11 protein-coding genes and 1 other annotated feature are annotated in these 12,828 nt (G+C 50.6%); of the genes, 8 read left to right on the top strand and 3 right to left on the bottom strand.

Features of this window, described 5'->3' with window-relative positions:
- The first annotated feature begins 35 nt into the window (after window positions 1-35).
- Window positions 36-156 (top strand) — a sequence feature (His leader region).
- Between the two features lie 39 nt (window positions 157-195).
- Genes hisG through hisIE form a run of 8 tightly spaced genes read left to right on the top strand, consistent with a single transcriptional unit; the run spans window position 196 to window position 7,299 of the window.
- Window positions 196-1,095 (top strand): ATP phosphoribosyltransferase, encoded by a 900-nt coding sequence (hisG, locus tag G441_RS0104290; protein WP_026375209.1) that lies wholly within the window; start codon window positions 196-198, stop codon window positions 1,093-1,095.
- 3 nt (window positions 1,096-1,098) lie between these two features.
- Entirely contained in the window at window positions 1,099-2,409 is a 1,311-nt protein-coding gene (gene hisD / locus G441_RS0104285) for a histidinol dehydrogenase (RefSeq protein WP_026375208.1), read from the top strand.
- Window positions 2,406-3,488, top strand: a complete 1,083-nt coding sequence (hisC, locus tag G441_RS0104280; protein ID WP_034474439.1) for a histidinol-phosphate transaminase — start codon at window positions 2,406-2,408, stop codon at window positions 3,486-3,488. Before hisD ends, hisC begins: the two co-directional genes overlap by 4 nt.
- Window positions 3,485-4,570, top strand: coding sequence for a bifunctional histidinol-phosphatase/imidazoleglycerol-phosphate dehydratase HisB (gene hisB / locus G441_RS0104275; protein ID WP_026375206.1), 1,086 nt, complete (start codon window positions 3,485-3,487; stop codon window positions 4,568-4,570). Before hisC ends, hisB begins: the two co-directional genes overlap by 4 nt.
- On the top strand, window positions 4,570-5,172 hold the full coding sequence (gene hisH, locus G441_RS0104270) for an imidazole glycerol phosphate synthase subunit HisH (protein WP_026375205.1): 603 nt from the start codon (window positions 4,570-4,572) through the stop codon (window positions 5,170-5,172). The genes hisB and hisH overlap by 1 nt, the downstream gene beginning before the upstream one ends.
- Window positions 5,172-5,909, top strand: coding sequence for a 1-(5-phosphoribosyl)-5-[(5-phosphoribosylamino)methylideneamino]imidazole-4-carboxamide isomerase (gene hisA / locus G441_RS0104265; RefSeq protein ID WP_026375204.1), 738 nt, complete (start codon window positions 5,172-5,174; stop codon window positions 5,907-5,909). Before hisH ends, hisA begins: the two co-directional genes overlap by 1 nt.
- A complete protein-coding gene (gene hisF, locus G441_RS0104260; protein WP_026375203.1) occupies window positions 5,891-6,664 on the top strand; it encodes an imidazole glycerol phosphate synthase subunit HisF in 774 nt (257 codons plus the stop codon). The genes hisA and hisF overlap by 19 nt, the downstream gene beginning before the upstream one ends.
- Before the next feature lie 17 nt (window positions 6,665-6,681).
- Window positions 6,682-7,299 carry a bifunctional phosphoribosyl-AMP cyclohydrolase/phosphoribosyl-ATP diphosphatase HisIE gene (gene hisIE / locus G441_RS0104255; protein ID WP_026375202.1) on the top strand — a complete coding sequence of 206 codons (618 nt, stop codon included), beginning with the start codon at window positions 6,682-6,684 and terminating at the stop codon, window positions 7,297-7,299.
- Here the strand turns inward: hisIE and G441_RS17845 are convergent.
- From G441_RS17845 to G441_RS0104240, 3 genes are all read right to left on the bottom strand, one after another.
- The gene (locus G441_RS17845) at window positions 7,296-8,018 is read right to left on the bottom strand and encodes a substrate-binding periplasmic protein (protein WP_169726043.1); all 723 of its coding nucleotides are present in this window, start codon (window positions 8,016-8,018) and stop codon (window positions 7,296-7,298) included. The genes hisIE and G441_RS17845 overlap by 4 nt on opposite strands.
- 73 nt (window positions 8,019-8,091) lie before the next feature.
- Window positions 8,092-10,041 carry a tetratricopeptide repeat-containing sulfotransferase family protein gene (locus tag G441_RS0104245; protein WP_026375201.1) on the bottom strand — a complete coding sequence of 650 codons (1,950 nt, stop codon included), beginning with the start codon at window positions 10,039-10,041 and terminating at the stop codon, window positions 8,092-8,094.
- A gap of 93 nt (window positions 10,042-10,134) precedes the next feature.
- Window positions 10,135-12,783, bottom strand: coding sequence for a TonB-dependent receptor (locus G441_RS0104240; RefSeq protein WP_026375200.1), 2,649 nt, complete (start codon window positions 12,781-12,783; stop codon window positions 10,135-10,137).
- Window positions 12,784-12,828 lie beyond the last annotated feature (45 nt).

The following is a 12,828-nucleotide window of genomic DNA, read 5'->3' as shown; positions in this document are numbered from 1 at the left end:
GTTTACCAAAACATGAACAACTACTGCGCTCAAACACATCATCACCATCATATGGCATAACCTTTCAGGTTGGTGCTGGAAGGTTATTGATTTCCTTCCAGCGGCGCAGAGTAAAGAATCTACACCCCCGGAAGGACCTTCCGGGGGTTTTTCGTTATGGGCCAGAAAATTTTTACAGAATTTGAGGACAACATCATGACAGATAGCAGGCGACTGCGGATTGCCGTTCAAAAAAGCGGCAGACTGAGTGAAGACAGTATCCAGTTACTCAAGGATATCGGTATCAAATTACAGATCCGGGATCGCTTGCTGATAGCCCATTCCACCAACCAGCCTATCGACCTGCTCAGAGTCAGAGACGACGATATACCAGGTTTAGTGATGGATGGCGTGGTTGACATGGGCTTCATTGGCGAGAACGAACTCGAAGAAAAAATGCTGGAACGACAGGCGTCAGGCAAAGCATTTGAATATACCACATTGCGCCGCCTTGATTATGGCGGCTGCCGTCTGTCTATTGCAGTCCCCACCGAATTTGATTATCAAGGTGTGCAGTCATTGGCCGGTAAGAAAGTCGCGACGACTTACCCTTACCTGCTGGAGCGTTTTTTCAAGCAGCATAGTGTAAATGCTTCCGCGGTGATGCTCACAGGTTCAGTAGAAGTCGCGCCGCGCGCAGGCGTCGCCGATGCCATATGTGACCTGGTATCAACAGGCGCAACACTGGAAGCCAACGGCCTGCAGGAAGAAGATGTTATTTTCCGTTCCAAAGCTGTGCTTATTCAGCGTCCGGGCGAGCTTTCGGATGATAAACAGCAATTAATCAACCGTTTGTTGCCGCGCATTGACGGCGTCATGCAGGCAAAAGAAAGCAAGTACATCATGCTGCATGCTCCGAAACTTTATCTGGAACAAGTCAAAAGCCTGTTACCCGGTGCAGAAAACCCAACTGTATTGCCGCTTGCAGGAAACGAGGACGTGGTCGCGATCCACGTGGTCAGCACCGAAACACTGTTTTGGGAAACCATGGAAAAGCTGAAAGCCCTTGGCTGCAGCTCCATACTCGTTATGCCTATTGAGAAGATGATGGGGTAAATCATGACGCTCAGTATTTGGTCTGAATTAAACGACATGCAGCGTGACGCGCTTTTGTCCCGTCCCGCAATGGCAGACAATATGGCTCTTCGCGGCGCTGTGAGCGACATTATCCAGCAGGTGAAAGACAACGGTGACGATGCAGTTAAGGCATTGACAGCAAAATTCGATGGCGTCGTGCTCAACGAGCTAAAATTGTCCAACGACGCTCTGAGTGCAGCTTCAGGCGAACTGAGCAGTGAAGTAAAAGCCGCTATTGAGTTAGCTTACTCGACGATAAAAACCTTTCACTCGGCACAGATGCCGCAGGATATCCGGATTGAGACGGCTCCCGGCGTTACCTGTGAACTGAAACATGCGCCTATCGATGCTGTGGGACTATACATCCCCGGCGGAAGTGCGCCTCTGCCTTCAACCGTACTGATGCTGGGTGTCACCGCCCAGGTTGCAGGGTGCAGACGCCGGGTACTGTGCACGCCTCCGGGCCCTGATGGCACTATCGCCGCAGAAATCCGCTATGCAGCCCGGCTATGTGGAATTGAAGAAATCTACCTGTGTGGTGGGGCGCAGGCGATTGCTGCATTGGCGTTAGGCACACAAAGCATAGACAAGGTCGATAAAATTTACGGTCCCGGTAACAGCTTCGTGACTGAGGCAAAACAGCAGGTCAGCCAACTTCCGGGCGGTCCGGCTATTGATATGCCTGCGGGTCCATCCGAAGTGCTGGTCATTGCCGATCAACAGGCTAACCCTGAGTTTATCGCCTCAGATTTACTCTCTCAGGCGGAACACGGGCCCGACTCACAGGCGGTGCTGGTATGCCATGATCGCGCGACAATCGAAAAGACTCAGGAGGCGGTTTCGCGGCAGCTTGCCAGGTTGTCTCGAAAAGAGATTGCCGCAAAAGCCATATCCCACAGTCGCTACATTCTTACCTCTTCCCTTAATCAGAGTGTTGAGGTCAGCAATCGCTACGCACCAGAGCACCTGATAGTGCAGACGGATGATGCGCGGGCGTTGTTACCCACTCTCACCAACGCCGGCTCCATCTTCCTGGGTCCATGGTCACCAGAATCTGCCGGGGACTACGCCAGCGGCACAAACCACGTGCTACCGACCTACGGCTACGCACGCAATTATTCAAGTCTGGGACTGATGGATTTTATGCGCCGTTTTACGGTTCAGGAGCTCAGTCAGTCAGGACTTAAGGCAATTGGGCCCGCGATTATGACGTTGGCTGATGCAGAAGGCCTTGATGCGCACCGTGAAGCAGTCGCAATACGCTTGTCGGCATTACAAGGAGAGCAGCGATGAGCATTGTCGATAAACTCCTGTGTGATAATTTAAAAGCACTAAAGCCCTATGAGTCGGCCAGACGCCTGTTTTCTGGCGGCCAGGATTGGCTAAACGCTAATGAATCGCCCTTTGCAAACGCCTATGATATCGATCATAGCCGTTTTAACCGTTATCCTGATTGTCAGCCTGCCAGTCTGATCAAGGGCTATGCAGAATATGCTGGCGTTCGTTATGATCAGGTTATCTGTACTCGCGGTGCCGATGAGGGCATTGAGTTGCTGATCCGGACTTTTTGTACGCCCGGCAAAGATGCCATTCTCATCACACCACCCACCTACGGTATGTATGCCATCAGCGCTGAAACATGCAATATCGGCATCGAAAAAGCGCCGCTATGCGAGGATTTTTCCCTTGATGTCGACGCCATGCTGAAATGGGTAGGAAAGGTCAATGTCGTATTTGTTTGTTCACCTAATAACCCGACTGGCACCCGTATCGCCCCGCAGCAGCTTACTGCCATTCTTGAAGGGTTTGCCGATTCAGCACTGGTGGTGGTGGATGAAGCCTACATTGAGTTCGATGAACAGTTCAGTACGGCGCCGATGTTAGCTCAATATGACAACCTGGTGATATTGCGCACGTTGTCAAAAGCCTATGCTCTGGCAGGGCTGCGCTGCGGATTCACGTTAGCATCCAGCGATATTATTCAGGCACTGCTTAAGGTTATTGCGCCTTATCCGGTACCTGAGCCTGTCGCACAAATCGCTTGTCAGGCGCTGTCTGAGCAGGGCGTTGCGCAGATGCGCTCACAGGTCAGTGAGCTTAATCAGCAAAAAGCATGGCTGAAGTCATCGCTAGACAAATTTCCCAGCATCACGCTGGTTGGCGATGACAATGCAAACTTCATTCTGTTTCGCTGTGAGCAGCGTATGGAATTGATGGCCTACCTTGTTGAACAGGGTATGCTGATCCGAGACCAGTCAAAACAGTATAATTTGCACGACTGTCTGCGTGTGACCGTAGGCAATGACGAGCAGAATCAGCGTTTCGTCGCTCTGCTCACCACATTTTTCCAACAACAGGGGATATCTGCATGAGCCTGGATGCCGGCACCCAATACCCAATACTTTTTATTGACCGCGACGGCACGCTGGTTGAAGAGCCACCTATCGACAAACAGCTGGATAGCCTGGAAAAGCTGGTATTTGAACCCTATGTCATTCCTGTCCTATTAAAATTGCAGCAGGCTGGTTTTAAACTGGTCATGGTCAGTAATCAGGACGGACTGGGCACAGACAGTTTCCCGCAGGCCGATTTTGACGTGCCTCATAACAAAATGATGGGCGTATTTGAAAGCCAGGGGATCACGTTCGATGACGTACTGATTTGTCCCCACTTTGACGCTGATAACTGTAGCTGCCGCAAACCCAAGCTGGGGCTGGTGCAATCTTATCTGAGTGATGGCAAAGTCGATTTTACCCGCTCATATGTGATTGGCGATCGTGAGACTGATATGCAGCTGGCGCAGAGCATGGGCATTCGTGGCTTACGCTATGACAGGGAGACTTTGAACTGGACCGCCATCGAGAGTCAATTGCTGGCCCGCTCGCGAACCGCGCAAGTGACACGCAAAACGTCAGAAACCGACATTCGGGTGTTCGTCGATCTGGATAGCTCAGCTAAGTCAGCTATCCACACTGGCATCGGCTTTTTCGACCATATGCTTGACCAAATAGCGACGCACGCCGGGTTTGAGCTACAACTTAGCGTCGAGGGTGACTTGCACATCGACGATCATCACAGCGTCGAGGACACCGCGCTGGCGCTTGGTGAGGCGCTAAAAAAGGCGCTTGGTGATAAACGCGGAATAGGCCGGTTTGGCTTCGCGCTGCCGATGGATGAATGCCGCGCAGAGTGCATTATGGATATCTCCAATCGTCCTTATCTTAAATTTGATGCAGAGTTTAGCCGCGATTCGGTGGGTGAAATGGCAACCGAAATGGTGCCGCATTTCTTTTACTCGCTGGCGCAGGCGATGGGCCTGTCACTGCACCTTTCCACCACAGAAGGCAATGCTCACCATCAGGTAGAAAGTTTGTTTAAAGTGTTTGGCCGCGCATTACGTCAGGCCATCAGTAAACAGGGCGATGCACTACCCAGCAGTAAAGGAGCACTGTGATGGCACAGGACATCGTGATCGTTAACACCGGTTGCGCCAATATCTCATCTGTGCGCTTTGCATTACAGCGTTTGGGCGCCACTGTGACGGTGAGTGACCAGCCTGCACGAATACAGGCCGCAGATAAAGTGTTTTTACCAGGCGTGGGCAGCGCCAATGCTGCGATGGCATCGATCTCGGCCAAGGGTTTAAACACCTGTATTCAGGCGCTGACTCAGCCGACGCTTGGAATCTGCCTTGGCATGCAGTTAATGGTGAGTGAATCGATGGAAGGGCCTGGTGGGCATACCACGTGCCTGAACTTGATGCCAGGCGTTGTCGAGCGCATGCAGGTAGGTGACTTACGTTTGCCGCATATGGGCTGGAATACCGTGGTGCCAAAAGAGCATGAAACACTGTTCCGCGGCATTGACGCGGGTACCTATTTTTACTTTGTACATAGCTTTTGCGTCACACCTTACCAACATACGCTGGCGACCTGCGACTATGGTATGCCGTTTTCAGCGGCATTGCGCAACGATAATTTTTTTGGCGTGCAGTTTCACCCGGAGCGCTCCGGTGATGCCGGTGCACAACTGCTTGAAAACTTTATGAGGCTGTAATGATCATCCCAGCAATTGATTTAATTGATGGTCAGGTAGTACGTCTGTATCAGGGCGATTATGACAAGAAGACTGCGTATCAATTGGACCCCGTGGAAGTGGTCCACCAGTATGCCGACGATGGCGCAACCTGGTTACATATCGTCGACCTGACCGGCGCCAAAGATACCAACAAAAGACAGCTGACATTGATCAAAAAAATGGTCGATACCGGTCGTATGCAGTTTCAGGCGGGTGGCGGGATCCGTGATGAACGGGATGTAAGCCAGCTTCTTGATATTGGTGTCAGACGTGTTGTTATCGGTTCGCTGGCAGTGAAAAAGCCAGAGTTGGTGCAACAGTGGATGACCAACTACGGCGCCGAAAGCGTTGTTCTGGCTCTGGATGTCAATATTGATGATAACGGCAATAAGTTCATCGCGACCCATGGCTGGCAGGAAAACTCGGGCGTGGCACTTGAGTCATTGCTCGAAACGTTTCTATCGTTCGGTGCATGCCATGTTCTGTGCACCGATATCAGTCGTGACGGTACCTTACAAGGTGCCAATGAGGCGCTATATGAACAGATGGTTGCGCAATTCCCGAGTGTTCAATGGCAGGCATCTGGCGGCATTGGTAGTCTTGCAGATATCGCGCGATTGAAACCGAGCGGCGTACAGGGCGTGATCCTGGGTCGTGCATTACTGGAAGGCAAGTTTACAGTAAAGGAGGCGATTCAATGCTGGCAAGACGCATAATTCCATGTCTTGACGTACGCGATGGCGTGGTTGTTAAAGGCGTAAAGTTTCGCAACCACGAGATTGTCGGCGATATTGTCCCGCTTGCCGAGCGCTATGCGCAGGAAGGAGCAGACGAGCTGGTCTTCTACGACATCACCGCGTCCAGCGACCAGCGCACCGTCGACAAGAGTTGGGTCAGCCGTATCGCTGAGGTGATCGACATTCCTTTTTGTGTCGCAGGTGGTATAAAAACGGTTGAAGATGCTGGCAAAATCCTGGAAATGGGCGCCGACAAAATATCGGTAAACTCACCTGCCCTTCTCAACCCCAGGCTCATTACCGAGCTTCACGATACCTTTGGTCAGCAGTGTGTGGTCGTCGGGATTGACAGCTTTTTTGATGAAAAGACCGGCGCATATCAGGTCCATCAGTTCACCGGAGATGAAGCGCGTACCCAGGTAACGAGCTGGCAAACGGCAGATTGGGTGCAAGAAGTACAGCAACGCGGAGCCGGTGAAATTGTGCTTAACTGCATGAATCAGGATGGCGTACGCAGCGGTTACGATATCGTACAACTGCAAAACATTCGCAAACTCTGTCAGGTACCACTGATCGCTTCCGGAGGCGCAGGCGAGATGCAGCACTTCGCTGACGTGTTTACGCAGGCTGATGTAGATGGCGCGCTGGCGGCATCTGTCTTTCACAAAGCAGTGATTGCGATCCCCGAGCTTAAGCACTGGCTGCTTGGACAAGGTATAAGCATCCGTCAATAACGTAGTATGAGAACACCATGAAAATAGACAGCAGCAATCTGGCTGAACTTGCCTGGCAAAAGATGCAGGGACTATTACCTGCCGTTGTTCAGGATGCCACTAGCGGTAAAGTCCTGATGCAGGGCTATATGAATGAGGAAGCGCTGGCACATACGCTGCAAACGGGTAATGTGACCTTTTTTAGCCGCTCTAAACAGCGCCTGTGGACCAAAGGCGAAACCTCTGGCAATACCCTTACACTGGCGAGCGTTAGTGCGGATTGTGATGCAGACAGTCTGCTTATTCTGGCCCATCCACAAGGTCCTACCTGTCATACCGGTAAGGAAAGCTGCTGGTTTGATGGGGCGATTGCTGACATGACGTTTATCGCCGATCTCGAACGGCTATTGGTAGCCAGAAAGGATGCCGATCCTGCATCCAGCTACACCGCCAAGCTGTACGCATCCGGGATCAAAAGAATGGCCCAGAAAGTCGGTGAAGAAGGCGTGGAGACTGCGCTCGCTGCGACTGTACGGGACCTGGATGAATTAAAAAACGAATCTGCGGACTTGCTCTATCACCTGATTGTGCTGCTTCAGGCCAGCGGTCTGTCACTACACGATGTTATTGAGGTGTTGCGAGAGCGCCACCGCTAGTCTTCGGCGGCGTTTTGTAATTTTTTAATCAGCTCGATGGGCATTGATTTGTGTGCGACAAGATAGGCATCAACGGCAAGGTCTGGCACGTCGCGAACAGCTCGCAGCTTAGCAGGATCGTAACCAAATTCAGTTGCAGTAGGCTCAATCAGGTTGGTGTCTTCAAGGATCATGTCGACATGGCCTGACATCACATAGCGCCAGGAGCACTGGATATCTGGGCACACCAGAAGATGTTTATTTTCCTCGAGTCCTTTAGATTTCAGCCATTGGTAGCTGATGTCGCGACGCTGTACTGCTATGCTGAAATTTTTAAGCGCATCCCAATCGTCGATAACAATGTCGTCTCGATTGGCTAAGCCCACCAGACTCAGTTCGTAGCGCGCCACCTTGGCAATCCAGTGATACAAGTCTTCGCGCTGAGGCGTTCGGGCCACGCCAAACAAAAGCGCACTACCCGTATCTTCGAACTTTTTCACTGCCCTCGCCCAGGGATAGATCTCAAATTCCGCTTCAACCCCGGCACGCTGCAACAACGCGCGCACTCTATCTGTTGCAATGCCAGTCACCACTCCGTTTTCAAGTGTTTGAAATGGCGGAGAGGGCTCGGTGTAAACAATCAGTGGCTGGGCTGCATTACCACTGCTGCTAATTACCAGCAAGGCACAGCAGGCAATGATTCGAAACAAGTACTTGTAATGGCGTGCAGACTGTAACAACTCATCAGCCCTTTTAATACGAAGAGGTTTCATCCTATCGGGAGGCGCGCAAGATTACAACGTAGAGGCAACATTATCCTGTCTTAAGGGCCGATTTAAGCTCGGTAAGGTGGTCATCGAAGTGCTGCCACTGTTGCATAGCAGAGCGGAATATCGGCTGCCTGACTTGTTCTGAACTGGGCGTCTTGATGGTGCGCTCCGTGTTGTAATAATACAGGCAGGATTGCTCGAAGGGTAAACCACAATAGTCCAATATGCGCCTTACCTGCCCCTCCAGATCGTCAATCACATCCTCATGTTGTACTCGAAGCACAAAGCCCGGCAGTACCTTGTCCCAGTGCTTCATTAGTTTGACATAGGCTTGGTAGTAACGCCCTATCGCATTCAGGCTGTAAGTAAACTCCTGCCCCTCTCCAAAGAGCTGTTTGAAACCACTGAAGCAACATGCCATGGGCTCTCTTCTTGCATCGATGACTTTAGCGTTCGGCAGGATCAGTTTGATCAGACCAACATGCATAAAGTTATTCGGCATTTTATCAATAAAATACGCAGCCCCCTGTCGATAGACCTGAGTTTGCTCGATAAACTGCTCACCGAAGCGGCGTAAATAATCACTTGGCAGCTCTGCCATGCCTTGTGGATATCCTCTTTTTTGCAGTCGGGCGGCTAAACTCAGGATATTATGCAACTCCATGGTGCCATCAACCTGTGAATGGGACGCCAGGATCTGCTCCAGCAACGTTGAACCCGCGCGCGGAAGTCCGACAATAAAAATAGGCGCATCATCGCTACACCCTGCCCCGCCATGATGCTCAAAAAGTGCGGGGGTAAAGTGCTCGATAATACCGTCAATATAGGCTTCAGTGCGGGCAATGTCATAGCCAGATACGGATGATTTCAGGGCATTGCCCTGTGCATAATAACGAAACGACTCATCGTATTGCTGGCGATCTTCCAGTGCTTTCCCCAATGCAAAAGCGAAATGAATACGGTCGTCAATAGCAACATCGGGAGCGTAAACCTGCTCCTGCATGTGAGCGACTTCTTGTTCGGTAAAACGGTATGTTTTGGTATTCGCCAGAGACCAGAACGCATCGCCAAGATCGTGGCGATTTTGATAAGCATGCTGATATTGGGTGATGGCCTCAGTAAACTCGCCTTTGGCTTTATAAGCGTGGCCAAGCAGCAGGTTAATGGCATACTGCTTGTCATCTTTTTTGAGTACTTGCTGATAAATCGCAATCGCTTCGTTCAGCTCTCCTACACCAACCAACGCACTGGCTCTGGCAACGACGAGTTGTGGATGATGGTTAAATTTGTCTAACGAACGCTCGATTAGCGTGAGTGCATCGGCAAACTTAGCCTGTTTGGCATACAGTTTAATCAACTCAAGTGAGGCAGCAAAAAAGTCTGTATGTAGCTCCACGCAGCTTTCTAAAATAAATTCTGCCTCACTGTACACTTTCATCTGAATGCCAATCTGAGCCAGGCATAGCATCGCATCCCGCTGATGTTTTTGTTGTTGCAGATATTGACGACAGACCTTATCAGCGAGCGATAATTTGCCTTCATACATGAGATCCAGCGCGCCGAGCACCTGTTTCGGGAGTGAATGCAGATACTCCACCTGCTCCGTGGCTATCTTTACTGCTGGCTGATTGGACAGGGATTCATACAGTGGCAATAAGGCCCGCCAGGCAGACAATAATGCCGGGTTGATTTGCGTTGCCCGGTAAAATGCACTGGCTGCCGGCAACGTGCGGTTCAGTGCCTGCTCACAGTAACCTCTCTCCTGATACGCCCTGGCATGATTAGGTGAGTGCTCCAGCACTGATTCAATGGTGAGTAGTGCCTCTTCGTAACGCATTGACAGGCGCTGAGCTACGGCGAGCATGTATAGCGCCTCAACCCGAATTTCCGCACTGCACGTTGACACCAACGCTGAGGCTTGCTGCATGGCCTGAGCCAGCTGCGACTGCTGGATAAGTTGCTTGATATAGGTTAGCTGTTGTTGTTCTGACATTGTATTTGCAATGAAAAGTGGACGTGTATTGTTAAACCATCAACGAAAAAGGGCAAGCCCAATGGCTTGCCCCTCACGCTCGGTGCTTACAACTTAATAAAAGTCATATGACAATCTTAAACCTATAGTACGAGGCCGGTTTGTTACGACTTTTGGCGTAAACTGCTGCGTATCAATGTAAAGCACCGCAGATTCATCAAACAAATTGTCGATAAACAGCTCTGCTTTCCACTCATTTTTCTGCACACCAAATGCAACGCTGGCAATCATGTAGCTTTCCTGAACATAGCGACCACCGCGGAACGTTTGTCCATTGGTATCTGTGTAGGTGACACCGTCATATACGGCTGCTTCCTGCTGTATCGGTAAGCCGCTGCCTGTGCCATAAATCAGGCTGGTTGCCTCTTCCATCACAAAGGCATCCATTACCATACCGGACAATCGGTCACCGGTGTACGTCACTGAGCCGTTAACGAAGCCAGTCATGCCATCGGGCAGCTCGTAGAAGTAACGCGCTCTGATATTACCCGAGAAGTCGGCTGAGAAAGGTAACTCAGAGCCTACTCCAGGCGAAATACCTACCAATTCAGGATTGATGCTGGTTAGCTCGGTGTCGAGGAAACTCATGGCCGCATTGATCACCAGGTCGTCTGTTGCCAGCCAGGTTAAGTCGGCATCCAAGCCTTTGATCTCTGCATCACCCACATTATCAGTGAATACCAGGAAGCTGATGTTGGTGGGGTCAAAGCGGGACGTCTGCAAGTCGGTGATTTCAGAATAGAAGGCCGTTGCATTGACACGCAGAATGCCGTCAAAAAAGTCACCTTTCATACCCAGCTCATAGTTATCCAGCGTATCGGTCAGTGAATATACTGGGATACGGAAGCCATCGAATGCGCCCTGCTGATTGGTCGCCAGTCCACCGCCGACGCGGTTGGTAACCGGCGGACGGAAGCCTTCTGAATAGGTAGTAAACAGTAATACGTCGTCGTTAACTTTCCAATCCAGCGAGAACTTAAGGATAGTGTCATCAACGGTCAATGTGCCATTGTCATCCAACAATCCCACTTCAAGTTGACCACTGTTCACGGCCTGTTGCACTAATGCAGGGTCTTCACCGACCGCAATCAATTCGTCCGGATCTAAGGTGGCAAAAGCTTTAATACGTCGGCTCACGTCCACTGTGGTGGTCGAGCCTTTGAACGTATCGTCAATCTCATACCAACGAGCGCCGAAACTCGCTGTTAACGTATCGGTGAGGTCATATTCCAACTGACCGAATACGGCAATTTGCTCAATGGTATGGGTCACGTCGTTAACAAAGCTGATTTCCGACTCAAATGGGCCGCCGTCGCTGTTGATACCTTCCGTACCAACCAGCGTGCGTTGCAGATTGTTAAAGAAGCCTAAGTCGGTATTCCCAATATTAAATTTACCAACAGTGGCCACTTCCTGATCGTCATAGAATATACCTGCGGTGACACGCCAGTCTTTGTTCGGATCTGTATTGAATCTTAATTCGTGGGTCACACGGCTAGTTTGTGTGGATTCCTTGTAAAATTTGGTTGGATCCAAACAACGTTCATCTGCCGGGGTCGCCGCCTCGTAGTGATTACACACATAATACGCGGCAAACAGTCCGCCGTTGGTATAACCGGTGTAATCGATGGTGGAGTCGATATCTCTGTCTAAATAACCACCGGTATAGACGATATCCAACTGCTCCAGACGCCCTTCAAGGGTCCAGGTTGTTAATCCAAACTCATCGTCGTTATCTTCGGGAATAAAGCGGTTGGTTGATGACTCACCTTCGAGATTAGGGTCGTAGGCAAACACACCTTCTGTGTCCAACGTTTGCTGAGTATGCTGAACTAATAAGTCCCAATCTGCATTGATCCGGTACTTTGCCCCAACGCGCACCCCAGAATAGGTTGCGTCATTAAAATCATCCTCAACCAGACTGTCGTTTTTTGGCGGTACCACAGGCGTGTTGGCCGGGTCACTCAATACCCCGCCGGAAATGCGGTCAATCACCACAGCACTGCCAATATAGCCGCCGTTGCCCGGCTCATTCAGGACGTTGTCGATCCAACCGCCCTGCCTTTCGTTATAAGCGGCAATACGAATGGCTAAATCATCTGAAGGCACGAAATTGAAATAACCTTCTACCGAATTACTCATCTCACCGCCTTTGGTGAAACTCACACTGGTGTCAAATCCGGCAGCGAAACCGGCAAAGTCTGGTTTCTTAGTGATGAGTCGAACCGTACCGGCTTGAGAGCTCGCGCCAAACAATGTGCCTTGTGGACCAGGTAGCACCTCAACCCGCTCCATATCCGTTGCATAGATGTCAAGATTACGCCCTTGCATAGAGACCGGCTGTTCATCCAAATAGAAGGCCACAGCAGGCTGCAACGCTTGCACGCTGGATACCGCAATGTTGGTTTGCGTGGTTGCAGCGCCACGAATGTAAATTTCATTCTGGCCAGGTCCTGTGCCCTGGAACACGACATTAGGGAGGTATTCAACATAGTCCTGGAAGTTATCAACACCTAAATTTTCCAGCGCCTGTCCATTAAGTGCAGTGACCGCAACAGGAATGTCCTGTATCGATTCGGCACGTTTTGTCGCCGTCACTTCAATCGTTTCTATTTTTTTGGCTTTTTGATCGTCTTCCTGCGCCTGTACGCTCACAGCAGTTAAGGCTGCAAGTACTGCACAGCTTACTTTGTTCATCTTCATGGGGCAGTATTTCCTCAGTGTTGAGTGTTAATTTGCTTATTCATT

The sequence above is a fragment of the Aestuariibacter salexigens DSM 15300 genome, from assembly GCF_000429145.1.
GTDB classification, from domain to species: domain Bacteria; phylum Pseudomonadota; class Gammaproteobacteria; order Enterobacterales; family Alteromonadaceae; genus Aestuariibacter; species Aestuariibacter salexigens.
This window is presented reverse-complemented; position numbering and strand designations above follow the sequence as displayed.

Coding starts and splice junctions, on each gene's coding strand:
- hisIE (WP_026375202.1), top strand. CDS start 6,682: ATGAAAATAGACAGCAGCAATCTGGCTGAACTTGCCTGGCAAAAGATG.
- hisD (WP_026375208.1), top strand. CDS start 1,099: ATGACGCTCAGTATTTGGTCTGAATTAAACGACATGCAGCGTGACGCG.
- G441_RS0104245 (WP_026375201.1), bottom strand. CDS start 10,041: ATGTCAGAACAACAACAGCTAACCTATATCAAGCAACTTATCCAGCAG.
- hisG (WP_026375209.1), top strand. CDS start 196: ATGACAGATAGCAGGCGACTGCGGATTGCCGTTCAAAAAAGCGGCAGA.
- hisF (WP_026375203.1), top strand. CDS start 5,891: ATGCTGGCAAGACGCATAATTCCATGTCTTGACGTACGCGATGGCGTG.
- hisC (WP_034474439.1), top strand. CDS start 2,406: ATGAGCATTGTCGATAAACTCCTGTGTGATAATTTAAAAGCACTAAAG.
- hisH (WP_026375205.1), top strand. CDS start 4,570: ATGGCACAGGACATCGTGATCGTTAACACCGGTTGCGCCAATATCTCA.
- hisA (WP_026375204.1), top strand. CDS start 5,172: ATGATCATCCCAGCAATTGATTTAATTGATGGTCAGGTAGTACGTCTG.
- hisB (WP_026375206.1), top strand. CDS start 3,485: ATGAGCCTGGATGCCGGCACCCAATACCCAATACTTTTTATTGACCGC.
- G441_RS0104240 (WP_026375200.1), bottom strand. CDS start 12,783: ATGAAGATGAACAAAGTAAGCTGTGCAGTACTTGCAGCCTTAACTGCT.